Consider the following 24,629-nt stretch of genomic DNA (forward strand, 5'->3'; position numbering starts at 1 on the left):
CACTTTTCGCCAACACTGAATAATAACGACACACAGGAAGCCCTATGTCTATTTCACGCCCTCGCCCGCAGCGCGGCGACTTTCCGCCGGGAACCCGGCAGTACGGCAGCTCGGAACTGGGCGCGCCGCTGCTGTGGTTTCCTGCGCTGCAGGCCGACAGCCGTAGCGGGCTGATTATTGCCGGCACCCACGGTGATGAGAACTCGTCGATTGTGACCCTCTCCTGCGCCCTGCGCACCCTGAAACCTGAGCTGCGCCGTCATCACGTGGTGCTGACGGTCAATCCTGACGGCTGCCAGCTCGGGCTGCGGGCCAACGCCCGTGGCGTTGACCTCAACCGTAACTTTCCAGCCGCTAACTGGAAGCAAGGGGAAACGGTGTACCGCTGGAACAGCGCGGCAGAAGAGCGAGACGTGGTGCTGTTGACCGGCGAGCAGCCGGGTTCGGAGCGGGAGACCCAGGCGCTGTGCCAGTTGATCCATCAGATCCATCCGGCGTGGGTAGTCTCCTTTCACGATCCGCTGGCCTGTATCGAAGACCCGGGCCACAGCCCGCTGGGGCGCTGGCTGGCCGACGCCTTCTCCCTGCCGCTGGTGGGTAGCGTGGGATATGACACGCCGGGCTCCTTTGGCAGCTGGTGCGCCGATATCGGCCTTGCCTGTATCACCGCCGAGTTCCCGCCGGTCTCCGCCGACGAGGCAACAGAGCGTTACCTGCCGGCGATGACCGATTTGCTGCGCTGGCAGGCTTAAAGATGAAGCACGCCGGTGCTGAACCGCAGCGCCGGCTCGACGTCCACCGCCAGCCATGTCGGTCCATCGAGATCGGCAAAGCGCGCCAGCGGCGCCAGGGGGAGCGCGGCGGCGATCCCGCGCGAGGTGCAGAGCATACAGCCCAGCATCCGTTCAAAGCCCTGCCGTTCCGCCTCCCCGGCCAGGGCCAGCGCTTCGGTCAGGCCGCCCGTTTTATCCAGTTTGATGTTGACCATCTCATAGCGTCCGCGCAGCCGCGGCAGACTCTCCCGGGTATGGCAGCTCTCATCGGCGCAAATCGGCAGCGGATGAACGAAGTTTTCCAGCGCCGCGTCGGCGTCGGCAGGGAGCGGCTGCTCGAGCATCGCCACGCCGAGGTCGGCCAGCAGCTGACAGCGCGCCGCCAGCCCCTCGCTGTGCCAGGACTCATTGGCGTCGACAATCAGCGTGGCCTGCGGTGCCGCCTGGCGGATAGCGATTAGCCGCTCGCTGATCAGCCGGTCGTCAAGCTTCACCTTCAACAGCTGAGCCCCCTTCTGCCACAGCGCCGCGGCGCTGGCCGCCATCTGGTCCGCCGTGCCAATCACCACCGTCTGGGCGGTGATCACCCGGTTAGGTAACGCCACGCCCAACAGCTGGGGCAAGGTTTTGCCTTCGCGTCGCGCCTGCAGATCCCACAGCGCGCAGTCAATGGCATTGCGCGCGGCGCCTGCCGGCAGCAACCGCTGCAGCTGTTCGCGGGTGAGGCCCGCCTCCAGCTGCTCGCCGATCGCCATCACCTGGGCCATCACCGAGGCGATACTCTCGCCATAGCGGGGATACGGTGTGCATTCGCCCACCCCTTTCACGCCGTCCTCTTCCAGTTCCACCACCACCACTTTTGCTTCGCTGCGGCTGCCGCGGGCGATCACAAAGGGGGTATGTAGCGGCCAGGCTTCCTCGTACACTCGCACGTTGCGCATTCCCTTGTCCTCACAGGTAAATGTTAAATAGGGTTTGCCGTGTAGCTGGCGGATGTCATACACTACTCGCGACGTTAACTATATGTAAACAGGAAGATAACCATGTCACAAACCGTGCATTTCCAGGGCAACCCCGTTTCTGTTCAGGGCACCATTCCGCAGGCAGGCGCTAAAGCGCAGCCGTTTACGCTGGTCGCCAAAGATCTCTCTGACGTCGCGCTGAGCCAGTACGCCGGCAAACGTAAAGTACTAAATATTTTCCCGAGCATTGATACCGGCGTGTGTGCCGCATCAGTGCGTAAATTCAACCAGCTGGCCGCTGAACTGGACAACACCGTGGTGCTGTGCATTTCCGCTGACCTGCCGTTCGCCCAGTCCCGCTTCTGCGGCGCGGAAGGCCTGAGCAACGTGGTGACCCTTTCCACGCTGCGCGGCGCGTCCTTCCTGGCTGACTACGGCGTCACTATCGCCACAGGTCCGCTGGCAGGCCTGGCCGCTCGCGCCGTGGTCGTTATCGATGAGAACGATCAGGTCGTCTACAGCCAGCTGGTGAACGAAATCACCGAAGAGCCGGACTACGACGCCGCGCTGGCCGCCCTGAAAGCCTGATAACAGACGGCCCGGGCGCATCGCGCCTGCGGACATCCGCTCTGCCCGGCCCTCGCTCTGCGAGGGCTTTTTATTGCCGCGGCGCATAGCGGGAGATGGCCCGCGCCATCGCCGGGCCGGTCAGCAAAATGGTAAACAGCCGCAGCGTCTGGAGCGCCATAATAAACGACATATCCGCCCGGGTGCCGGCGGCGATAATCGCCACCGTGTCCAGCCCGCCAGGGCTGGTCGCCAGATAGGCGGTCATAAAGTCCATCTGCAGAATGTGGGTCAGGCCGAGGGCCATCAGGGCACACATCAGGATCAGCCCAAGGATGGAGGCGATAATCTGCGGCAGCGTCTTCAGCGCCAGCAGAAAAATGGCTTTGTTAAACTGAAGACCGACCGTCCAGCCGAGCACCGCATAGGCCATCGCCAGCAGCCACTCCGGCAGCTCCAGCATCACCCAGCCGTTCCCCTGCGCCAGCGCGCCAAGCAGCATCGGCAACAGCATGGCCCCGGAGGGGATGCGCAGCCGCATGCCCAACCAACAGGCTAGCGCCGTCAGCAGCAGCGTGAAAGGGAAATTCAGGGTCAACGATGGAAACCAGACAATATCCTGAGCCATTGCCTGCGCTTCATTGCCCAACGCATAACGCACCACCAGCGCCGCCGCGCCGACGACAAACAGCACCCGCAGATACTGCATCAGCGCCACCAGCCGCACATCGGCCCCGTACTCCTGGGCCATCACCACCATTGCCGACGCGCCGCCGGGAGAACTTCCCCAGGCGCCGGTGGCGCCGGGCAGCGCGCTGTAGCGGACCAGCAGCCAGCCGGTAAGGCCGCTGATCGCCAGGGTGGTCAACAGGATCGCCAGCACCAGCGCCCAGTTGCTGAACAGCACGCTAAAAACTGAGGGGTTGATCGCCCGGGCGATCATGCAGCCGACAATAGCCTGCGCCGCCAGGTAACAAGCGCGGGGGATCTGCAGCTTCACCCCGCGCAGGCTCAATATAATGCCGGCGATGAGCGGCCCCAGCAGCAGCGCCGCCGGCAGATGAAGTCGTAACAGCAGCGCGGAGAAGAGAACAGAGAGCAGCAGCAATGTTAGCCATTGCCCGATCGCGAGACGCGACGCCAAGATGCACCACCCCGGAAAAAGAATTAAAAAACCAGTATATACAGGTTTTGCCCGCTTTGCAGGCCGGGATGCCGGCGACGAGGGTCGCCGGCCGGGCGGGATTATTCGTCGCCCTTTTTCTGACTCAGACCATATTCGCGCAATTTGTTAGCGATGGCGGTATGCGACACCCCCAGACGTTTCGCCAGCTTACGGGTGCTGGGGTAGCTGCGATACAGTTGGGTCAGCACCGAACGCTCAAAGCGGCGGGTGATGTCGTCCAGCGATCCCTCCATGGCCTCCTCGCCCACCGGCAGCGACGCGACGTCATGGTCCGGCAGCAGAATATCCTGCGGACGCAGCTCGAATCCCTCCAGCTGAGTCAGCGCGCGATAGACGGCATTCTTCAGCTGGCGAACGTTACCGGGCCAGCTGTAGCGGGTGAGTACCGTACTGAGATCGGCAGAAAGCTTCGGCCGCGGGATCCCCTGTTCGTCGGCAAAGCGGGCCACAAACAGCTCTGTCAGCGGCATAATGTCCTGCGGACAGTCGCGCAGCGGCGGCAGATACAGCGTCAGGACGTTGAGGCGATAGTAGAGATCTTCGCGGAACAGCCCTTTCTGCACCAGCTCGACCAGATTTTTCTGCGTCGCGCAGATCACCCGCACATCGACGTGCACTTCATGATCCTCGCCGACGCGGCGGAAAGTGCCATCGTTGAGAAAGCGTAGCAGCTTAGTCTGCATTCGCGGCGACATCTCGCCAATTTCATCCAGCAGCACCGAGCCGCCGTTGGCCTGCTCGAAGAAGCCTTTTTTACCCTGCAGGGCGTCGCCAAACAGCTCACTCTCGACGGCATCTTCAGGAATAGAGCCGCAGTTGAGCGCCAGATAGGGTTTGCCCGCCCGCGGGCTGGCCAGATGACAGGCATGCGCCAGCAGATCTTTACCGGTACCGGTGTCGCCGACAATCAGCAGCGGCGCGCTGAGCATCGCCAGCTTGCGCGCCTGCTCCACCACGTGGCGCATTTTCGGTCCCACCGCAAGGATCTGGCTGAAGGCGCTGGTGTCCTGGCTGGTCATGGTCTGCAGCTGGCGTCCCATGCGTACGGTTGAGCGCAGCATCGCCACGGCGCCAGTGAGCACCCGTTCGTTATGTTCCCCTTCCAGATAGACCGGGGTCACTTCCAGCAGGAAATTCTGACCATTCACCACCACATGTTCCGCATGCGTCTCCAGCGGGCTGCTCTCCAGCCAGCGCTGAACGTTAAAATCGGCGATCAGCTGGGCCACAGGATGGTTACGCAGCTTCGCCTGGCTTTGACCAAACAGCAGACAACTGGCGGGGTTGGCCAGTTCCACCTTGCCTTTGGTATCCAGCGACAGCACCGGCTCCGGCATCGCCACCAGCAGGGCGCTGAGCGCCAGGTGTTCGCGTTCAGACGGCATCCACGGCACAGTGCGCACGTCGGTTACGCCAGCGATTCGGCGGATCTCCGCCATCAGGCTGCTGAAAGTGGCGAACTCCAGTTCGGCGAAATTGAGGTAAATTCGGCCAATAGGGTCAATATCGATACCGCGCAGGTCAATGCCGCGCAGCACCAGCAAATCGAGCAATTCACGAGTCAGACCGAGACGGTCTTCACAAAAGACTTCAAGACGCATGGGAGTGTTCACCCTAAAAGTGCCAATGACGGGAGAATAATAGGCCAGGAATGGGTTTTCGGGAAGCTAACTGTCAACAATTATTGACAGTATGGCGGAAAAATGGGCGTTGCGCCGTAAAGTCAGGCGGTCAGGGGTTAAATCACCGGCCAGGGGGCCGGTGAGTCTCGGGTCAGGCGTGAAAAGCAGGCAGCCACTGACGGTTCTCGGCGATCACCTCATCCAATGCCAGTTCGAGCTTCTCGCCGCTGACGATCAGTGGATTCAGCACCAGCGCGCGCCATGCCGTGTGGCGGTTACCGGTAAGGGCGGCCTCGATGGTCAGCTGTTCAAAAGACTTCATTAACTGCAGCAAACGCAGGGTATCTTCCGGGAACGGCGCCACATTGAGAGGCAGCGGACCGGATGCGGTGATCAGCGAACTGACCTCTACCGCGCAGTCATCTGGCAGGCCGTTAATGGCACCGTTATTACGCGTATTAACGTGCATGATAATCCGCTTGTCGTTGTAGATGGCATTCATCAGCTCGCAAGCCGCCTCGGAATAGTACTGGCCACCGCGGCCTTCCAGCGCCTTCGGCTTAACCGCAAGGTGCGGGTCGCGGTACTGGTCAAACAAGGTTTTTTCCAGCTGTTTAACCACTTCGCCACGGGTCCCTTCGCCACCCGCCTCCGCCAGCTCCTGGCGCAGCAGATCGTCTTTCATGTAGTAATAACGCAGATAGGCGCAGGGGATCATGCCTAAGCCCTGCAGCAGATGCGACGGCCAACGGAACGGCGGAATATTGCGTGGCACCAGCGGATCCCGTCCGACGTTGATCTCAGCTATCACCTCCGGCAGCCATTCTTTACCTTTGTGCAGGATCTGGCGCACAAAGATAAAGTGGTTCAGGCCGGCGACCTGCATCACTACCTCTTTTTCGTCAGCGCATTGCAGCAGAGCGGTGACTCCTTTTTGCATAATCACCGGCACATTACACAGGCCGACGGCTTTGATGCGGCTGTGGCGCAGGATCGCTTCGGTCACCATCCCCGACGGGTTGGTAAAGTTCAGCAGCCAGGCGTCGGGACACAGTCGCTCCATATCGGCAGCGATCTCCAGGGCGATAGGAATAGTGCGACAGGCGTTGGCGAAGCCCCCAAGTCCGTTGGTCTCCTGGCCGATCAGGCCATACTTGAGGGAGATACGTTCATCGCTGATGCGGGCGTCAAGGCAGCCGGCGCGAAACTGCGAGCAGACGAAATCGGCATCGCGCAGCGCGCTTTCCCGGTCAAGGGTGGCCACCACCTCGATGGTCAGCCCGGCTTTGGCGATCATTCGCCGCGCCAGTCCGGCGATAATCTCGACTTTCTCTTTGCCCTCTTCAATGTCCACCAGCCATAGCGAAGCGACCGGCATCTCGTGATAGCGGTTAAGCAACCCCTCAATCAGTTCCGGGGTGTAGCTGGAACCACCGCCAATCACCACAATTTTGCGTCCTGACATGGTATACCTCGGTTTAGTTACGATATAACTATTTAAAACCGGCCAAACTGGCGTAACAAACGAATTAAATCCGCCTATGCATGAACCCAGTTAATGCATAAGGGAGACAACTTGTGCTTGAACAACAAAGCATCCTTGCACTGCTGCAGACCTTTGAGGTGACCGCCCGCCATCTGAGCTTTACTCTCGCCGCGCATGAAATGAACCTGACTCAAGGGGCCGTCAGCCACCGGATCCGCAGGCTGGAGATGCATATCGGGTTTCGCCTGTTTATTCGGCTGACGCGTAAACTGGCGCTGACGGAAGAAGGCAAGCGGCTGCTGGCGACGCTAAGCCATTCGCTGCGAGCGATTAACGATGAAATTGAGGATATTCGCGATCAGGATCTGCGCGGCACACTGCATATTGGTATTGCGCCGACGCTGGCCCATCTGTGGCTAATGCCGCGCCTGCCGCGCTTTCAGGCGCAATGGCCGGGACTGAATCTGCAGTTTCGCGTGCGCGCCGGGGTGATGGATTTTAACGAGGAACGGGTGGATCTGGCAATTTACTACGGCGCTACGCGCTATCCCGATCTTTATCAACAGCGGCTGATGGCGGAAAGTTTGCTCCCGGTCTGCTCCCCGCGTTATCGCCAGCAGTATCGTCCGCTGAGCGACGGCGACCCGGCGGCGATCGTCTGGATCCATGCGTGCGAATCCACCGACGTACAGGATCAGTTTGCGGAATGGCGCCTGTGGTGCCAGCACAGCGGACAAGCGTTACCTTTTGACGGCCGGTATTACGCGGTGAATAACCACTCGCTGGCCATCGAGATGGCGCTCAATGGACTCGGCGTGGTGATGGGGCGCAAAACGCTGATCCAGCCGCTGCTCGACGCCGGCAGGCTGGTGGCCTTGTCTGAAAATGAAGCGCCCTCGCCCTTTGGCTATGACCTGATTTGTCCCCAGGAGAACCGCTCACGCCCGCGCTTTCGCGCCTTCAGCGAGTGGCTGGCGGCGGAATGCGCCTAATCGAATATTGCCAGGATGCGCGAGCCATGGCTCGACGTCGTAGGCCGGGCAAAGCGAAGCCGCCGCCCGGCAATGTCTCTGAGCGGAAGTTACTTCTCCGGACGGGTTTTGCTTTTCTGCAGGGTCTCTTTCAACTGCCCAATCAGCTCGCGACGAAAATCGCCCAACCGCGGTTTATCATCGGCGATCCACGGCAGCGGGCGGCACAGCTCCATCGCCTTGATCCCCAGACGGGCGGTCAGCAGACCGGCGCCAATGCCCTGCGCGGCGCGCGCCGACAGCCGGGCCGCCAGATCCTGCGACATCCAGTCCATTCCCACCTCACGCACCAGTTCGCTGGCGCCGGCGAAAGCGATATTGAGCAACACCAGGCGAAACAGTCGCAGACGGCTGTAATACCCGAGCTCAATGCCGTACAGCGTGGCAATCCGGTTGATCAGCCGCAGATTACGCCAGGCGATAAACGCCATATCCACCAGCGCCAGCGGACTGACGGCAATCATCAGCGTCGACTCCGCCGCCGAACGGCTGATTTCCCGCCGCGCCTGGGCATCGAGCACCGGTTGCACCAGCTGGGCATAAAGACTCACCACTTCGCGATCGCTTTGTGTTTCGTGGATCGCGGCATACCAGCGCTGCAGCGCCGGATGTGACTGATCCAGACCTGCCTGCTGCGCCAGCTTCTCACAAAAGGCTTTGGCTTTACCGACCGCGTGGCTGTGCAGCATATCGCGCGCTTCATCGCGTTCGTGAGCGCGCTGGCGCAGGCGCCACAGGCGGCGCCACTCGGTGGCCACTGAGCCGACGCCGGCCCCGACGATCAGCGCCCCGGCCGCACAGCCGCCCAGCGCAATCCAGTCCTGGGTCTGCCAGGCGTTGGCCGTCCACTGCACCCCTTGCGCCACGACGCTGACGCCGAAGATCGCCAGTCCGGCGCTGACCATCCGCCGCCACAGGCTGCGTTTGGGTCGCAGGACCGACTCCACCACCGCTTCCGCCGCCCCCTCTTCCTCTTCTCCTGCCACCAGACGGGCCGGCGCGAAGTTGTCCGCCTCAAGAGTGTCAAAGGCGCGGGCGCTTTTCAGCGGCGGAATTTTTTCCGCTTGCAGCGGGCCATCAAAATCAATCCGCGGTTTTAACGGTTCGCTCATCGCAGTTTATCTCCAATCAAAAATTCCAGCGCCGCGTCGAGGCGAATGTGCGGCAAAGGCCGATCGACATCCATGACCTGCGGACGAAAGTTTTCAAACTGAAATCCCTGCTGCTGCCAGAAGGCCTGGCCCGGCAGGCGCGCTGGCACCTCGCCAGGATAGATGGTCAACGGCTGGCCATCACTCAGGCGATTGCCGCGCAGGGCGGGGATTTTCTCACCGTTCACCTCAATAAGCCCGCTCTGGGTCGCCTGAATGGACGCCAGCCCCAGGCAATCCATACTGATCCCCTCGAAAGCGGCGTTTTGCCACGCGTCCTGAATCAGCTGTTGCAGAAGCGACACCATATTGCTGTGCTGATCCACCGTGACGTGGTCGGCTTTGGTGGCGGCAAACAACAGCTTGTCGATGACCGGCGAAAACAACCGGCGGAACAGAGTGCGCTGTCCGTAATGGAAACTTTGCATTAGCTGGGTCAGCGCCAGGCGCATATCGTTAAACGCCTGCGGCCCGCTGTTGAGCGGCTGCAGGCAATCCACCAGCACGATTTGCCGGTCGAAGCGCAGGAAGTGCTCTTTGTAGAACCCCTTCACCACCCTATCGCAGTAGTACTTATAGCGTTCGCGCAGCATACCGGCATTGCTGTGTTTATCGGCCTGGGCCAGCCTGGCTTCGCCGACGGCGTCGACGTCAGGCCATGGGAAAAACTGCAGCGCCGGCGCACCCGCCATTTCTCCGGGCAGGACAAAGCGCCCGGGCTGAATAAAGTGCAGTCCTTCGCGCTTACAGGCGTGCAGATAGTCCGTCCATGCGGCAGCGATATCTGCCAGCCGGGCCTCGTCGGCGGGCGCCAGCGGATCCAGCCCCGCACACAGCTGCCGCCAGCGGGCCGACCACTCCGCGCGCTGTCCCTGCAGGAGACCGGTCATCTGTCGCGACCAGCTCAGATAGTCCTGCGCCAGCATCGGCAGATCGAGCAGCCACTCGCCCGGATAGTCGACGATCTCCAGATACAGCGTGGAGGTATCTTTAAAATGGCGCAGCAGGGAGTCATTGGAACGGTAGCGCAGCGCGAGACGGATCTCGCTCACCCCGCGCGTTGGGGTCGGCCAGGTCGGCGGCTGGCCGTACAACTGGGCCAGCCCTTCATCGTAAGTGAATCGTGGGATACCGAAATCACGCTGCGGCACGCGCTTGACGCCGAGCAGCCGCTCTTCGCGCGCAGCGCTCAGCAGCGGCAGGCGGGCGCCCGTGTGGATATTCAACAGCTGGTTGACCAGCGCGGTGATAAACGCCGTTTTACCGCTCCGGCTCAGGCCGGTCACCGCCAGACGTAAATGCCGGTCAACCCCGCGGTTGACCAGCGCATTCAATTCAGTTTTCAGTCGCTTCATCGCCAGTCCGTTATGCCCTGAAGGTGGTTCTCGTTATCATAAGCTATCTGCCGGGGATAAGCAGGGCTACGTTCATCCCTGGGGATGTCCCCACGACGGCATTATTTCATCCCGCGCGTGACCCGGTTGGCCAGCCGGCTGAGCAGCGGCTCCAGCGCCACCGCCAGCAGCATTTTCAGCGGCCGCCGCGCGACCGATTTGACCGCCCAGCCGGCAACGCCCGCCGGGCCATAACGCAGTGCGGTCAGCAGCGCCAGCTTACCGACGATTTTCAGACCGGGTTTCACCTGCTGCCCGGCGCGTTGCCATTTGCTATTCATGGGTTGCCTCACTCGTTAAAACAGGATTTACAGCTGGCGAAAGCGGCTGCGCAGCGTAAAGGTGTCGGAGGTCACATACCGCTCCATTTCACGCAGACGCTGTTCGCCGGAGGCCAGTTCGGCATCCACGGCGGCCAGCAGGTCGCCATTACTCGGCGCTTTGTGGCCGTACAGCTCGCTGTCCGGCATCGGATCCAGGGCAAAGGTCAAAATGACATAGGCCACGAGGACAAAGAAAAACAGGCCAAAAACCATCGCCAGCACGGTAATCAGGCGCACCAGCTTCACCGGGACATCAAGATGCTGAGCAATGCCCGCGCAGACGCCCTTCACCATCCCGCGCTGCGGGATACGCCACAGTTTTTTATTCAGATCCAGTCCGGCCATTATTTGTCTCTCCAGTTCGGATGTTCGGCATCCAGGATCGCTTCCAGCGCCTGAATGCGCTCGCGCATCCGCTTCGCATCATCGGTCAGCTGCAGCAGCCGCTGCTGCTCATTTTGCGTCAGGCTGCCGTTGGCGCCGCGATTGTTGTAGTGCAGCCACAGCCAGACCGGCAGAACAAACAGCACAAACAGCGTCAGCGGAATGGCGAGAAAAAGCATGCTCATGTGTACTCCTTACAGGGGGTGAGCCGCGGCGCAACGCCGCGCCGCGCAATCGTACTTACTGGTTGGACTGATTCATTTTGGCTTTCAACGCCGCCAGCTGCTCGCTGATTTCGTCGTCTGCTTTCAGTTCGGCAAACTGCTGATCCAGCGTCTGCTGCTTGCCAAAGCGGTGGCTCTCCGCTTCCGCTTCCATCTGATCGATGCGACGCTCAAAGGATTCAAAGCGAGCCATCGCCTCATCCAGTTTACCGCTGTCCAGCTGGCGACGCACATCGCGGGACGAGCTCGCCGCCTGATGGCGCAGCGCCAGCGCCTGCTGACGGGCGCGGGTTTCGCTGAGTTTGTTCTCCAGCTCGCCAATCTCTTTTTTCATGCGCGCCAGCGTTTCATCCACCAGCTGCACTTCGTGGTCCAGCTGAGCGATCAGGTCGGTCAGTTTCTGTTTTTCGATCAGCGCCGCCCGGGCCAGATCCTCTTTCTCTTTACGCAGCGCCAGCTCGGCTTTTTCCTGCCATTCCGCCTGCTGGGCAATTGCCTGCTCAATACGACGGGACAGCTGTTTCTTTTCCGCCAGCGCGCGGGCCGACGTCGAACGCACCTCAACCAGCGTGTCTTCCATCTCCTGGATCATCAGACGCACCAGCTTTTGCGGGTCCTCGGCTTTCTCCAGCAGGGAGTTGATGTTGGCGTTCACGATGTCGGCAAAACGAGAAAAAATACCCATAATTTCAATCCTCATAGTTCTGGTTTCAGGTATTCACCTGTGGCTTAGCTAATACAAATGGCGTGCCAACTTTTTATCTTATTGATTTTAAACAACGTGGTTGCGAACTGCGCAGCGCATTGCTACAGTCACCTGGTTAATCACACTACTTAATGGCGAAATTCATCATGGCGCAGTACAAGGATAATCTGCTGGGCGAGGCCAATAGCTTTCTCGAGGTGCTGGAACAGGTTTCCCGGCTGGCCCCGCTGGATAAACCGGTGCTGGTCATCGGCGAGCGCGGTACCGGGAAAGAGCTTATCGCTAACCGTCTGCACTACCTCTCCAGCCGCTGGCAGGGGCCGTTTATCTCGCTGAACTGCGCGGCGCTGAACGACAATTTGCTCGATTCGGAGCTGTTCGGCCACGAAGCCGGGGCCTTCACCGGGGCCAGCAAGCGCCATCCCGGGCGCTTCGAGCGCGCCGACGGCGGGACGTTGTTTCTTGATGAGCTGGCGACGGCGCCGATGCTGGTGCAGGAGAAGCTGTTAAGAGTGATTGAATATGGCGAGCTGGAGCGCGTGGGCGGCAGCCAGCCGCTGCAGGTCAACGTCCGGCTGGTGTGCGCCACCAACGCTGACCTGCCGCGGATGGTGGAGGAAGGCCATTTTCGCGCCGACCTGCTCGATCGCCTCGCCTTCGACGTGGTGCAGCTCCCCCCGCTGCGCGAACGGCAGAGCGACATCATGCTGCTCGCCAACCAGTTCGCCATCCAGATGTGCCGCGAACTTGGTCTGCCGCTGTTTCCCGGCTTCAGCGAACGGGCGACCGCAACGCTGCTTGGCTACCGCTGGCCGGGGAATATTCGCGAACTGAAGAACGTCGTTGAACGCTCAGTGTATCGCCACGGCGACAGCGAGCATGAGCTGGACGCCATTATTATTAACCCTTTTCGCCAGACCACCGTCTCCCCGCCGGAAGCCGCGTCCGGCGATGAGCTGCCCGCCCTGCCGCTGGATCTGCGTGATTTTCAGCTCCAGCAGGAAAAACGCATGCTGCAGCGGAGTCTGGAGCAGGCGAAGTATCATCAGAAGCAGGCGGCGACGCTGCTGGGGTTAACCTATCACCAGCTCCGCGCCCTGCTGAAAAAGCATCAGCTGTGAGAGGCGCGCGGCAGCAGCAGCGCGCTCACCGCCATCGCCCCCAGACATAAGGCGGCGTTAAACCACAGGGCATACTGGGCGGCATGGGCCATGCCCAGTGGTAAAAACAGCGCAAAAAGTGACGCCGTCACGGCAATCCCCATCGCCCCGCCCAGCGAGCTGCCCATCTTGTAGATCCCTGAAGCGACGCCGATTTTGTTCTCCGGCGCGTTGGCCACCGCCGTATCCGTTGACGGCGTGGCGTAGCAGCCCAGCCCGAGGCCAAACAGCACATTGCTGCCGAACACCACCCCGATATACAGCGCCTTATCAAGAAAAGTACAGGATATCAGTGTGATGGCGATGGCGGTCAGCACCGGCCCGGTCATCATCGGCAGCCTGGCGCCATAGCGCTGCAGCAGCTTCTCGCCGACCCGGATCATCGCCAGGACGGTCACCAGATAGCCGAGGGTCATCATCCCGCTCTCCAGCGGCGTCAGGTGGTGCCCCTGCTGCAGCCAGATGCTGGCGATCATCATCGTGCCAATCGCCCCGTTGAGCAGAAAGTTCGACAGCACTGCCGCGCCGTAGGCCTGGTTACGAAACAGCGCAAAATCAATCAGCGCCGCCTCGCCTTTGCGCAAACCGCTACGGATAAATACCGCACCGGCCGCCAGCGCCCCGACCAGCATGGTCAACGACAGCGGGCTGCTCCAGCCCCAACCGTGGCCCTTGCTGATAAACAAATTCACCAGCACCAGCGCGGCAATCAGGCTCAGGAGGCCGCCAACGTCCAGCTTATGCTGACTGGCGCTGGCGCTACGGCTCTCGGGCGTACCGCGCAGCAAAAACAGCGCCAGCAGGGCAACGGCGATGGAGAAGACGAAGATCCAGCGCCAGTCGAGCCCGGTGGCGATGGCCCCGCCAACGAAGGAACAGAGACCGCTGCCGCCCCACGAGCCGATGACCCAGAAGCTGACCGCCCGCTGCCGCGCACGCCCTTCGTACCAGGTCTTAATCAGCGCCAGCGTCGCTGGCATAATGCAGGCCGCCGACAGCCCCTGCAGCACCCGGCCGGCCAGAAACAGCCCCGGGCCCTGGGCCAGTACCAGCATGGCGCTGCCGACAATACTCAGCCCCAGCCCGAGGGTGGTCATCCGCATGCGGCCAAATTTGTCCGCCAGGCCGCCGCTGGCGACCACGAAACAGCCGCTGAACAGCGCGCTGAGGCTGACGGCCAGGGTTAAGGTTTCAAGGGAAATATCAAGACTGCTTTTCATCGCCGGCACCACGTTAATCACCGACTGGGCAAACAGCCAGAAGGTTAAAACGCTTAACACAATCCCCACCAGCAGGCGATCGTTGCCGACAAACGGGGTGTCGCTTATTGTGACAGTGCTCATCGCATGGCCCTCCCGTTTCCGGTGATTAACGCAGATAGTGTTCCGTCAGGCCGCACCACAGCGCCGCCCCGGTCAGCAACAGCGCGTCGTTGAAGTCATAGCCCGGGTTATGCACCATACAGCGCTCCGGCTCATCGCCCGCGCCGATAGTGAAATAGCTGCCGTGCGGGTGCTGTTCAAGCATAAAGGCGAAATCTTCACTGCCCATAAACGGCTTCACTTCACCCACCTGCTCTGCACCGAACAGCGACGTCGCCACCTCCCGCACCATGGCGTTCGTCGCCGGATCGTTACGCAATACCGGGCTGCCATTGACGTGCGTCAGCGTGGCGGTGGCATTGAAGCTCTCCGCCTGGGCCACGGCAATATCGAGGATCCGCTGCAAAACGGTTTCACGTACCTGCTCATTGAGGGTGCGCACCGTGAGCTTCATCAGCACATGGTCGTTAATGATATTCGGCGCGTGGCCAGCCTGGATGCTGCCAACGGTGACCACCGCCGGTTCGAACGGGGTAATATTCCGTGAGACGATCGACTGCAGCGCGAGGGTGATATGGCAGGCCACCAGCGTGGCGTCAACGGTATGCTCCGGTACCGCGCCGTGGCCGCCAACGCCTTTCACCTCAATATGCAGCGTATCGGAGGAGGCCATCATCGCCCCGTCGCGCAGGCCGATTTTGCCCAGCGGCTGGCCCGGCATATTGTGCAGGCCGAAGATAGCGTCGCAGGGAAACTGATCAAACAGACCGTCCTCGACCATCACCCGCCCGCCGTACAACAGCTCTTCCGCGGGCTGGAAAATCAGCTGCAGCGTCCCGGTAAACTGGCGGGTGCGCGCCAGATATTCTGCCGCATAGAGCAGCGTGGTGGTGTGCCCGTCATGGCCGCAGCCGTGAAAACGCCCTTCAATCTGGCTGGCCCACGGCTTCCCGCTGCGCTCCTGCATCGGCAGGGCATCCATATCCGCCCGCAGGCCAAGGCGTTTTTTCCCCTCGCCGACGCGCAGCGTGCCCACCACTCCGGTGCCTGCCAGGCCGCGGTGAACGTCGTATCCCCATTCGCTCAACAGCCGGGCAACCTCCTGACTGGTCTGATGTTCTTCAAAGCCGATCTCTGGCTGCTGGTGGAACTGGCGACGCAGGGCAATAAATTGCGCCTCGTTGACCTGCAGGGCTTCAAGCAACGGATGTGTCATTTTTGTTATTCCTGTGTTGTGTTTGCACGACACTGTCGAGTTTATGCGGCTCACCCCGCTTTCAGGTGCGCTTTTTTGTTTTATATTGACGATAAACTCATGACTGTTTTTCATACATATCAGTTATGACAAAAAATAACCGGTTGTTTTTTGTCTCACGAGGAGAGCCATGTGGAACTGCATTCCGGCGACTTTAGCGTCACCGTGCGCGATGTGCGCCAGTTGAATCAGCCGGAAGGCGACCTGCTGACCCTGCTGTGGGTACTGGAAGGAGCCGTGACGCTGACCGAGGCGGATGTCGCGCTGCCGCTGGGCGTTGACGCGCTGGCCATCGTCAACCGCAACCGTCGCTGGAGCCTGAGCAGCGCCGCGTCCAACGCGGTGATGATCCTGACCCTCTCTGCCAGCTGGCTGGCCCGCCTCGACAGCGCTTTTTTTGCCGTCGACTATCAGATAACGTCGCGCACCCGTGATGCGCAGGATGGTCTGCGCCATCTGATGCGCCAGCTGCTGGTGAGCGGCCTGGTCAATCATCCCGGCCATTCCCGGCTGGAGGCCAACCGCTGGCTGAGTGAGATAGCGCTCCTGCTGGCCACCCGCTTCAGCCAGCCCATCGCCTCCATGCCACGGCGCGATGCCGAGCCGTGGAGTCGGCGGATAGCCAGCGTGGTGGCGCGGATCGACGCCAACTATCAGCGCCGCCTTTCATTACAGGAGGTGGCGGCGGCGGAATTTGTCTCCGAGGCCTGGCTGTCCCGGTTATTTCGCAAAGAGGTGGGCGTCAGCTTTGTCCAGTATCTCACCGCGCTGCGTCTGCGCCACGCGGCAGACCAGCTGTCGGCCACCCGCAAACCGGTCCAGCAAATTGCCCGCGAACAGGGGTTTGCCAGTACGCGAATGATGAGTGACCTGTTTAAGCGCCAGCACGGCGTGACGCCGCGCCAGTATCGTGAACAGCATCCCCGCGAGCTTGCCCGACCGCGTCCGCCGCTGGCCGATCGCTGGCAGCCGGTAGCGCTTGACCGGCTGTATGCCCGACTCAATGAACCGGAGAAGCGCGATCGTGAGAGCCCTCCGCTGCTGATCAATCCGCCGCAGACCCGGGAAATCAACCTGCAGGAGCGCCCGGCGCGCGCCGCCGTTCTGCGCCATACCCGGATGGTAGTGACCGTGCGCGAGCTGGACGACCTGCTGCGGGAGGATGTGCGCCGGGAGCTGGAACACCTGCATCGTACCCTGCCGGTGTATGCCATCGATATCAACGATCCCTTTCTCAGCAGCCGGCTGTTCGGCACCGGCTGGGACGATCCGCAGATGGCCGGCTACGCCTGCTGGTACAATCTGCAGCAGATCTTCAGCTGGTTGGCGGCGATGGGCTGGCATGTGATCCTGCATACCGGCGTCACCACCCGCAGCGACCTGCTGCAGCGCTTTCTGCAACTCGCCGCCAACCATTTCCCCCCGGCGACGCTCAACAGCTGGCGCGTTGTCTGGCACTGGTCGCCGCAGGCCAGCGAAGCTACCCGCCAGGCCGCCTGGCGGCAGCAACGCGAGGTTCTTGACCGCCTGCTGCCGCAGCCGCAGCTGGGGATCTGGCACCGCTTTGCCGCCAGTGACCTCGGGGACGATCCGCTGTTTCACTCACCGCTGCTGGCGGAAGCCGATTTTCTTGCCTGCCAGGCAGATGCCAACGAACAGCTGGACCTGGCGCAGGCGGACAGCAGCCGCCTGGCCTCCAGCGAGCATTATCCGCTGCACAAGCTGCGGCAGATCCACAGCGCGCTGCGCCAGCGACAGCTCAACCTGCCGCTATGGCTGCTCTCCTGGAATACCCTGACCGGCGATACACGTGATACTAATGGCCGTTTTTTTCGCGGTGCGCTGTTGATGGACAATTTGCTGGGGGTGGCGGACCAGGTCTGGCTGGCGGGGTTCTGGTTGAACTCAGGGCTGCAGGGAGAAGCCCGCGCCAACGGGAAGCTGGATACCTCAAGCCTCGCGCTGCACTATCTGCATGGCCTGCCGCGACCGGTTTACTGGGTGCTGTGGCTCTGGCGGCGGCTGCGCGGCGAGATCCTGTTTCACGACAGAAACCTGCTGCTGCTCCACCACCAGGGGCATTACCAGCTGCTGTTACGCAATACAGTGGTCTACAATCCCTGGCTCTCCAGCGAAGCGGCCTTTATTCAGCGCTTCAGCCAGCCGTACAGCGTCAAGCTGCTGGGTCTGGCGGGCCGCTGGCGCATTAAACAGCACCTGTTCGATCAGCATCACGGCGCCTTATTCCCGCTGGTCGACGCCTTTCGCAGCCGCAGTGGCCCCGACGCCGAGGATTACCAGTGGCTGATGCATCAGGCACGTCCGGCGCTCAGCGTGGAGGAGGCCCGGCTCGACGGCCACTGGCTGCGGGTCGACTCGCTGGAAAGCAACGCCCTGGCGCTGTATGAATTTACCCCTCAGCTCTCCTCCGGCGAGGATCCCGCCCCCTGAAGCAACCCGTCAATTTTCCGCTGGCTTTCCGTTGTTGCCGGATTAAAGACCAGCAGGGACAGATCGGGGCGACCTTCCACGGCAAACGAGGTGAACTCCAGGTCGAGGGGACCCATCTGCGGGTGGTGGATGCGCTTATAGCCTTCTCCATGGCCTGCGACGTCATGGCTTTGCCAGAAACGGGCAAACTCGACGCTCTGCTGGGTGAGTTCCGCGATCAACTGGTCCGTCTCCGCCGTGGCCCCCAACCGGGTGACATCGGCGCGAAAGGCGTTGACGATAAGCTGCCCCACGGTTTGCCAGTTCTCCAGGGTGCAGCGGGCCTCTGGCCGGGTAAACAGGCGGCGCAGCACATTGCGTTCGGCCAGCGGCAGCTGGCCATAGTCGGTCAGTACCCTGGCCGCCGCGCTATTCCAGGCGATGACGTCCCAGCTGGCGGTGCGGATAATCGCCGGAATGGTGAAAGCATCAAGCACCCGCTGCAGGCGCGGCGTCATATCATCCGTGACCGTCAGACGCGTCTGCGGCGGATGGCCAAACGCAAGAATAAACAGATGTTCGCGCTCCGGGGTGGTCAGCCGCAGACCGCGGGCGATCCGCTCCAGCACCTCGCGGGACGGCGCGCCGCCGCGCCCCTGTTCAAGCCAGGTATACCAGGTCGGGCTGATGCTGGCGAGCTGCGCGACCTCTTCGCGGCGCAGACCGGGCGTGCGTCGGCGCCCCGCCGGAAAGCCAAAGGTTACCGGGTCGAGGCGCTGGCGCCGGGCGCGAAGAAAATCACCTAATGCATGGTGGTCAGAAGTATTCATCATCTGTGTGAGATCTGCCTGTTAGAATTTATACCCCGATAATGTCTCTACTTTTAGAGTATGGCAGCGCGGGTAGGATACGCCTGAAAACTCGTTCAGGAGGTTCAATGATGCGTATATTTCTTACCGGCGCGAGCGGCTTTATCGGCTCACGTATTCTTCCGGCGCTGCAGGCGTCGGGACATCAGGTTATCGGCCTCGCGCGCAGCGACGCCGCGGCGCAGGCCCTGGAGGCGGCCGGCGCCGAGGTGCATCGCGGCACGCTGGACGCCCCGGACTCGCTGCTGGCGGGTGTCGGGGACGCCGACGCGGTGATCCATACCGCCTTCGAACACGATTTCAGCCGCTTTGCCGCTAACTGCGAGAAGGATCGACAGGCGATCCTGGCCCTGGGCCAGGCGCTGCGGGGGAGCGCGCGGCCGCTGGTGATCACCTCCGGCACGCTGATGGGTGACGACGGAAGCGGCGCCCCGACCCGGGAGTCGTTCTTCAACGCAGCGCACCCCAGTCCGCGCACCGCCTCAGAGCTCGCCGGCCAGCAGCTGCTGGAAGCGGGAGTGGATGTTCGGGTCGTCCGCCTGCCTCAGGTGCATGACACCGTGCGCCAGGGGTTGCTGACCTGCTATATCGAACGTGCGGTCGCCAACGGGGCGGTAGCCCTGCGTGGCGAGGGGAGCAACCGCTGGTCCGCCGCCCATGTGGATGACGTCGTACGTCTGTATGTCAGTGCGCTGCTGCAAGGTGCGGCCGGTGAGCGGTATCATGCAGTGGCCGAAGAGGGGATCGCGTTACGGGATATTGCTGCGGTAATTGCCCAGGGATTAAACCTGCCGCTGACCCACCTGGATGAGTCGCAGGTCGACGCCTGGTTCGGCTGGTTTGCGCCGTTTACCGCTCTTGACCTGCACGCCAGCTCGGCATGGACCCGCGAGCGATTGCAGTGGCAACCCGTTGGCCCCGGCCTGCTCGACGACCTGCAAAATATGGACTATGAAAAAGTGACGTTGTCACTATAAGCAAAGACGTTCCCCCTGCATAACACCCGACGGGTTCATTGTGTGCCCGTCGGGTCACGCTCGTTCTTCCCCGCTATACTCAATGCAATATGCCCTCAGCGCCTGCTAAACAGGCGAGCAAACCGCAGCCAAACAGACCTGACTGGCGATATCGGCGATAAAAAGTTACCATGTTTCACTATACAGACTCGGTTCCGCGACTATTTTAATCAATTGACTGAATACTATACGCACCCGGTAACCGCATTATCCCTCAGGCTTGTTGAAGGCGGTGGTGAATGTCTATTAATCTTAATAAGATAGAGTTCAACTCTATAATCAAACAGAAAATATGCGCCTGAAATTGTCATCTCTCCTGGCAGCCGTTTCCCTGCTGTGTGGGCAGGCTTTTGCCGCCCCTGCGCTTCCCGACCGCGCCGATATCCGCGATAGCGGTTTCGTCTATTGCGTCAGCGGCCAGGTGAATACCTTTAATCCGCAAAAAGTCAGCAGCGGACTGATCGTCGATACGCTGGCGGCGCAGATCTATGATCGCCTGCTTGACGTCGACCCCTATACCTACCGGCTGGTACCCGAGCTGGCGGAGAGCTGGGAAGTCCTTGATAACGGCGCCACCTACCGCTTCCACCTGCGTCGTCATGTCCCGTTTCAGCGCACAGCGTGGTTTACCCCGACCCGGGATTTCAATGCTGATGATGTGATTTTTACCTTTGGCCGTATTTTTAACCGCGACCACCCGTGGCACAACGTCAATGGCAGCAGTTTCCCCTACTTCGACAGCCTGCAGTTTGCTGACAGCGTAGAGAGCGTGCGTAAACTGGATAATCAGACCGTCGAGTTTCGCCTTAAGCGACCGGACGCCTCGTTCCTCTGGCATCTGGCCACCCACTATGCATCGGTGACTTCCGCCGAGTATGCCGCCCGGTTAACGCAAAATGACCGTCAGGAACAGCTGGATCGCCAGCCGGTCGGCACCGGTCCGTTCCAGCTGGCAGAGTATCGTACCGGGCAGTACATCCGCCTGCAGCGCCATCCCGGCTACTGGCGCGGTAAGCCGTTGATGCCGCAGGTGGTGGTCGACCTCGGCTCCGGTGGTACCGGTCGTCTGTCGAAACTCCTCACCGGGGAATGCGACGTGCTGGCCTGGCCTGCCGCCAGTCAGTTGACGATCCTGCGTGACGACCCGCGCCTGCGCCTGACGCTGCGCCCGGGCATGAACATTGCCTGGCTGGCTTTCAACACCGCCAAGCCGCCGCTGGATAACCCGCAGGTGCGCCATGCCCTCGCGCTGGCCATTAACAACCAGCGCCTGATGCAGTCCATCTACTACGGCACCGCGGAAACCGCGGCCTCGATGCTGCCACGCGCCTCGTGGGCCTACGATAACGACGCTAAAATTACCGAATACAATCCGCAGGAGGCCCGCGCCCGCCTGAAGGCTCTGGGGCTGGAAAATCTGACCCTCAAGCTGTGGGTACCCACCAGCTCGCAGGCGTGGAACCCGAGCCCGCTGAAAACGGCGGAGCTTATCCAGGCGGATATGGCGCAGATTGGCGTCAAGGTGATCATCGTGCCGGTAGAGGGGCGATTCCAGGAAGCGCGCCTGATGGATATGAGCCATGACCTGACGCTCTCCGGCTGGGCGACGGACAGTAACGATCCGGACAGTTTCTTCCGTCCGCTGCTGAGCTGCGCGGCGATCGCCTCGCAAACCAACTTTGCCCACTGGTGTAATCGGGAATTTGACGACGTGCTGCAAAAAGCGCTGATCTCGCAGCAGCTCGCCTCGCGAATGGACGCGTACAAAGAGGCGCAGCAGATCCTCGCCCGCGAACTGCCGGTCCTGCCGCTGGCCTCATCGCTGCGGCTACAGGCTTATCGCTATGATATGAAAGGCCTGGTGCTCAGCCCCTTCGGTAACGCTTCGTTCGCTGGGGTGTCGCGGGAGAAAACCGAAGAGGTGAAAAAACCATGATTATATTTACCCTGCGCCGCCTGCTGCTGCTGCTGGTCACCCTCTTTTTTCTGACCTTTGTCGGCTTCAGCCTGAGCTATTTCACCCCTCATGCCCCGCTGCAGGGCGCCTCGCTGTGGAATGCGTGGCTGTTCTGGTTTGAAGGGGTGCTGCACTGGGATTTTGGCGTCTCCAGCATTAACGGCCAGCTGATTTCTGAGCAGCTGCGCGAGGTGTTCCCGGCGACCATGGAGCTGTGCATCCTCGCCTTCGGCTTTGCCCTGCTGATTGGCATTCCGGTGGGCATGATCGCCGGCGTAATGCGCAACAAATGGCCCGATACGCTGATCAGCGCCGTTGCGCTGGTCGGTTTCTCGATCCCGGTCTTCTGGCTGGCACTCCTGCTGACCCTCTTCTTCTCCCTGACCCTCGGCTGGTTTCCGGTCTCAGGCCGCTTCGATCTGCTGTATGAGGTGAAAAATGTCACCGGTTTCGCGCTGATCGACGCCTGGCTCTCGGACTCGCCGTGGCGTCATGAGATGATCGTCAGCGCCGCCCGGCATATGGTGCTGCCGGTGCTGACCCTGGCGGTCGCCCCCACCACTGAAGTGATCCGCCTGATGCGCATCAGCACCAGCGAGGTGTATGACACCAACTACGTAAAAGCGGCCGCCACCCGCGGCGTGTCGCGACGCAAAATTTTACTGCGTCATGTACTGCATAACGCCCTGCCGCCGGTGATCCCGCGTCTCGGCCTGCAGTTTTCCACCATGCTCACCCTGGCGATGATCACCGAGATGGTGTTCAGCTGGCCCGGGCTGGGCCGCTGGCTGATCAACGCCATCCGCCAGCAGGACTACGCGGCGATTTCCGCTGGCGTCATGGTGATTGGCGCGCTGGTGATTATTGTCAACGTAATTTCCGATATCCTCGGTGCCATGGCTAACCCGCTGAAACATAAGGAATGGTATGCCCTACGATAGCGTTTATCTGGAAAAGCGTCCGCCCGGCGCGCTGCGCACCGTATGGCGTAAATTCTATGGCGACACCACGGCGATGATCGGCCTGTACGGCTGCGCGGGCCTGCTGCTGCTCTGTATCTTCGGCGGCTGGTTCGCTCCCTACGGTATCGATCAGCAGTTTCTGGGCTACCAGCTGCTGCCTCCATCATGGTCGCGCTACGGTGAAGTCTCCTTCTTCCTGGGAACCGATGACCTCGGCCGCGATGTGCTGAGCCGGCTGCTGAGCGGCGCGGCGCCGACCGTTGGCGGGGCCTTCGTCGTCACCCTCGGCGCCACGCTGTTTGGCCTGGTGCTGGGCGTGATTGCCGGTTCAACCCACGGCCTGCGCTCGGCGGTGATGAACCATATCCTCGATACCCTGCTCTCCATCCCGTCGCTGCTGCTGGCGATTATCGTCGTCGCCTTTGCCGGACCGCATCTCAGCCATGCCATGTTCGCCGTCTGGCTGGCGCTGCTGCCGCGGATGGTGCGCTCGGTTTACAGCATGGTCCACGACGAGCTGGAGAAAGAGTACATTATCGCCGCCCGCCTCGATGGCGCGTCGACGCTGAATATTCTGCTGTTTGCCATCCTGCCCAATATTGCCTCCGGCCTGGTAACCGAGATCACCCGCGCCCTGTCGATGGCTATTCTTGATATTGCTGCGCTGGGCTTTCTTGACCTCGGCGCCCAGCTGCCTTCGCCAGAATGGGGAGCCATGCTGGGCGATGCGCTGGAGCTTATCTATGTGGCGCCGTGGACCGTCATGCTGCCCGGGGCGGCGATCATGCTCAGCGTACTGCTGGTCAACCTGCTGGGCGACGGTATTCGCCGGGCGATCATTGCCGGGGTTCAATAATGCCGTTACTCGATATTCGTCACTTAACCATCGAATTTAAAACCAACGAAGGTTGGGTAAAGGCCGTCGATCGCGTCAGCCTGACCCTGACCGAAGGCGAAATCCGCGGCCTGGTGGGTGAATCCGGTTCCGGAAAAAGCCTGATCGCCAAAGCTATCTGCGGCGTCACCAAAGACAACTGGCGGGTCACCGCCGACCGCATGCGGTTCGATGACATCGACCTGCTGCGGCTGTCGAACCGCGAGCGGCGGAAACTGATCGGCCATAATGTGTCGATGATTTTCCAGGAGCCGCAGTCCTGTCTCGATCCGTCTGAGCGCATCGGCCAGCAGCTGATTCAGAGTATCCCAGGCTGGACCTACAAGGGGCGCTGGTGGCAGCGGCTGGGCTGGCGCAAGCGCCGGGCCATCGAGCTGTTGCACCGTGTGGGCATTAAAGATCACAAAGACGCGATGCGCAGCTTCCCCTATCAGCTGACCGAGGGCGAGTGCCAGAAGGTGATGATCGCCATTGCCCTGGCCAACCAGCCGCGCCTGCTGATCGCCGACGAGCCGACCAACGCCATGGAGCCGACCACCCAGGCGCAGATTATTCGCCTGCTGACGCGGCTCAACCAGAACAACAACACCACCATCTTGCTGATCAGCCACGACCTGCAAATGCTCAGCAAATGGGCGGATAAAATCAACGTCATGTACTGCGGGCAAACGGTAGAGAGCGGGCCCAGCGAAGAGCTGATCACCCTCCCACATCACCCCTACACCCAGGCGTTAATCCGCGCGATCCCGGATTTTGGCAGCGCCATGCCGCATAAAAGCCGCCTCAACACCCTACCGGGAGCGATCCCGCTGCTGGAGCAGTTGCCCATCGGCTGTCGGCTGGGGCCGCGCTGCCCGTACGCCCAGCGCGAGTGTATCGAAACGCCGCGTCTTACCGGGGCGCGCAACCATCTGTACGCCTGTCATTTCCCGCTGAACATGGAGAAAGAGTGAA

23 protein-coding genes are annotated in these 24,629 nt (G+C 61.3%); 10 read left to right on the forward strand and 13 right to left on the reverse strand.

The genetic code is table 11. From position 1 onward, the window contains the following. Nucleotides 1-44: 44 nt before the first annotated feature. Nucleotides 45-752: a murein tripeptide amidase MpaA gene (gene mpaA / locus ACKLKD_RS04965; protein ID WP_087805983.1), complete on the forward strand. Its 708-nt coding sequence runs from the start codon at nt 45-47 to the stop codon at nt 750-752. Here mpaA and ycjG read toward each other — a convergent pair. Further along, complete coding sequence (ycjG, locus tag ACKLKD_RS04970; RefSeq protein ID WP_087805985.1) at nt 749-1,714, reverse strand: L-Ala-D/L-Glu epimerase; 966 nt, start codon at nt 1,712-1,714, stop codon at nt 749-751. The genes mpaA and ycjG overlap by 4 nt on opposite strands. Before the next feature lie 102 nt (nt 1,715-1,816). On the opposite strand from ycjG, the gene tpx reads away from it, so the two are divergent. After that, nucleotides 1,817-2,323: a thiol peroxidase gene (gene tpx / locus ACKLKD_RS04975; RefSeq protein WP_025714176.1), complete on the forward strand. Its 507-nt coding sequence runs from the start codon at nt 1,817-1,819 to the stop codon at nt 2,321-2,323. Nucleotides 2,324-2,393: 70 nt separating this feature from the next. On the opposite strand, the gene ACKLKD_RS04980 is transcribed toward tpx, so the two are convergent. From ACKLKD_RS04980 to ACKLKD_RS04990, 3 genes are all read right to left on the reverse strand, one after another. Continuing rightward, on the reverse strand, nt 2,394-3,446 hold the full coding sequence (locus ACKLKD_RS04980; protein WP_025714175.1) for an AbrB family transcriptional regulator: 1,053 nt from the start codon (nt 3,444-3,446) through the stop codon (nt 2,394-2,396). Nucleotides 3,447-3,547: 101 nt separating this feature from the next. Next, nucleotides 3,548-5,089 (reverse strand): transcriptional regulator TyrR, encoded by a 1,542-nt coding sequence (gene tyrR / locus ACKLKD_RS04985; protein WP_087805987.1) that lies wholly within the window; start codon nt 5,087-5,089, stop codon nt 3,548-3,550. Nucleotides 5,090-5,261: 172 nt separating this feature from the next. Then, nucleotides 5,262-6,575 carry a 6-phospho-beta-glucosidase gene (locus ACKLKD_RS04990; RefSeq protein ID WP_087805989.1) on the reverse strand — a complete coding sequence of 438 codons (1,314 nt, stop codon included), beginning with the start codon at nt 6,573-6,575 and terminating at the stop codon, nt 5,262-5,264. A 143-nt stretch (nt 6,576-6,718) separates the two neighbouring features. On the opposite strand from ACKLKD_RS04990, the gene ACKLKD_RS04995 reads away from it, so the two are divergent. After that, nucleotides 6,719-7,588 carry a LysR substrate-binding domain-containing protein gene (locus ACKLKD_RS04995; protein ID WP_223862119.1) on the forward strand — a complete coding sequence of 290 codons (870 nt, stop codon included), beginning with the start codon at nt 6,719-6,721 and terminating at the stop codon, nt 7,586-7,588. A gap of 89 nt (nt 7,589-7,677) precedes the next feature. Here ACKLKD_RS04995 and ACKLKD_RS05000 read toward each other — a convergent pair whose 3' ends face one another. The 6 genes from ACKLKD_RS05000 to pspA form a co-directional block, all read right to left on the reverse strand. Further along, nucleotides 7,678-8,739: a TIGR01620 family protein gene (locus tag ACKLKD_RS05000; protein WP_025714171.1), complete on the reverse strand. Its 1,062-nt coding sequence runs from the start codon at nt 8,737-8,739 to the stop codon at nt 7,678-7,680. Further along, nucleotides 8,736-10,133: a YcjX family protein gene (locus tag ACKLKD_RS05005; protein ID WP_025714170.1), complete on the reverse strand. Its 1,398-nt coding sequence runs from the start codon at nt 10,131-10,133 to the stop codon at nt 8,736-8,738. The genes ACKLKD_RS05000 and ACKLKD_RS05005 overlap by 4 nt, the downstream gene beginning before the upstream one ends. Nucleotides 10,134-10,234: 101 nt before the next feature. Beyond that, the gene (gene pspD / locus ACKLKD_RS05010; RefSeq protein WP_002901915.1) at nt 10,235-10,453 is read right to left on the reverse strand and encodes a phage shock protein PspD; all 219 of its coding nucleotides are present in this window, start codon (nt 10,451-10,453) and stop codon (nt 10,235-10,237) included. A 27-nt stretch (nt 10,454-10,480) separates the two neighbouring features. Continuing rightward, nucleotides 10,481-10,840: an envelope stress response membrane protein PspC gene (gene pspC / locus ACKLKD_RS05015; protein WP_080924386.1), complete on the reverse strand. Its 360-nt coding sequence runs from the start codon at nt 10,838-10,840 to the stop codon at nt 10,481-10,483. Continuing rightward, nucleotides 10,840-11,064, reverse strand: coding sequence for an envelope stress response membrane protein PspB (gene pspB / locus ACKLKD_RS05020; RefSeq protein ID WP_002901911.1), 225 nt, complete (start codon nt 11,062-11,064; stop codon nt 10,840-10,842). The genes pspC and pspB overlap by 1 nt, the downstream gene beginning before the upstream one ends. Nucleotides 11,065-11,119: 55 nt before the next feature. After that, nucleotides 11,120-11,788 (reverse strand): phage shock protein PspA, encoded by a 669-nt coding sequence (gene pspA, locus ACKLKD_RS05025; protein ID WP_025714168.1) that lies wholly within the window; start codon nt 11,786-11,788, stop codon nt 11,120-11,122. Nucleotides 11,789-11,940: 152 nt separating this feature from the next. On the opposite strand from pspA, the gene pspF reads away from it, so the two are divergent. Further along, nucleotides 11,941-12,930, forward strand: coding sequence for a phage shock protein operon transcriptional activator (gene pspF / locus ACKLKD_RS05030; protein ID WP_165931805.1), 990 nt, complete (start codon nt 11,941-11,943; stop codon nt 12,928-12,930). Here the strand turns inward: pspF and ACKLKD_RS05035 are convergent. Both ACKLKD_RS05035 and ACKLKD_RS05040 read right to left on the reverse strand, forming a co-directional pair. Next, nucleotides 12,921-14,312 carry an MFS transporter gene (locus ACKLKD_RS05035; protein WP_087805991.1) on the reverse strand — a complete coding sequence of 464 codons (1,392 nt, stop codon included), beginning with the start codon at nt 14,310-14,312 and terminating at the stop codon, nt 12,921-12,923. The genes pspF and ACKLKD_RS05035 overlap by 10 nt on opposite strands. Before the next feature lie 25 nt (nt 14,313-14,337). Then, nucleotides 14,338-15,507 carry a M20 aminoacylase family protein gene (locus ACKLKD_RS05040; protein WP_080897191.1) on the reverse strand — a complete coding sequence of 390 codons (1,170 nt, stop codon included), beginning with the start codon at nt 15,505-15,507 and terminating at the stop codon, nt 14,338-14,340. 171 nt (nt 15,508-15,678) lie between these two features. Here ACKLKD_RS05040 and ACKLKD_RS05045 point away from each other — a divergent pair, with 171 nt between their 5' ends. Continuing rightward, complete coding sequence (locus ACKLKD_RS05045; protein WP_025714163.1) at nt 15,679-17,997, forward strand: helix-turn-helix domain-containing protein; 2,319 nt, start codon at nt 15,679-15,681, stop codon at nt 17,995-17,997. Here ACKLKD_RS05045 and ACKLKD_RS05050 read toward each other — a convergent pair. Continuing rightward, entirely contained in the window at nt 17,964-18,806 is an 843-nt protein-coding gene (locus ACKLKD_RS05050; RefSeq protein WP_025714162.1) for a helix-turn-helix transcriptional regulator, read from the reverse strand. The genes ACKLKD_RS05045 and ACKLKD_RS05050 overlap by 34 nt on opposite strands. Nucleotides 18,807-18,913: 107 nt before the next feature. On the opposite strand from ACKLKD_RS05050, the gene ACKLKD_RS05055 reads away from it, so the two are divergent. From ACKLKD_RS05055 to sapD, 5 genes are all read left to right on the forward strand, one after another. Continuing rightward, on the forward strand, nt 18,914-19,822 hold the full coding sequence (locus tag ACKLKD_RS05055) for an SDR family oxidoreductase (RefSeq protein ID WP_165931806.1): 909 nt from the start codon (nt 18,914-18,916) through the stop codon (nt 19,820-19,822). Between the two features lie 331 nt (nt 19,823-20,153). Further along, entirely contained in the window at nt 20,154-21,797 is a 1,644-nt protein-coding gene (gene sapA, locus ACKLKD_RS05060) for an ABC transporter substrate-binding protein SapA (RefSeq protein ID WP_080897192.1), read from the forward strand. Then, nucleotides 21,794-22,759 carry a putrescine export ABC transporter permease SapB gene (gene sapB, locus ACKLKD_RS05065; RefSeq protein ID WP_025714713.1) on the forward strand — a complete coding sequence of 322 codons (966 nt, stop codon included), beginning with the start codon at nt 21,794-21,796 and terminating at the stop codon, nt 22,757-22,759. Before sapA ends, sapB begins: the two co-directional genes overlap by 4 nt. After that, complete coding sequence (gene sapC, locus ACKLKD_RS05070; protein WP_025714317.1) at nt 22,746-23,636, forward strand: putrescine export ABC transporter permease SapC; 891 nt, start codon at nt 22,746-22,748, stop codon at nt 23,634-23,636. Before sapB ends, sapC begins: the two co-directional genes overlap by 14 nt. Further along, complete coding sequence (gene sapD / locus ACKLKD_RS05075; protein ID WP_023289349.1) at nt 23,636-24,628, forward strand: putrescine export ABC transporter ATP-binding protein SapD; 993 nt, start codon at nt 23,636-23,638, stop codon at nt 24,626-24,628. Before sapC ends, sapD begins: the two co-directional genes overlap by 1 nt. The last annotated feature ends 1 nt before the right edge of the window (nt 24,629 follow it).

It is taken from the genome of Klebsiella sp. 10982 (assembly GCF_048589245.1).
GTDB lineage: Bacteria > Pseudomonadota > Gammaproteobacteria > Enterobacterales > Enterobacteriaceae > Klebsiella > Klebsiella quasivariicola.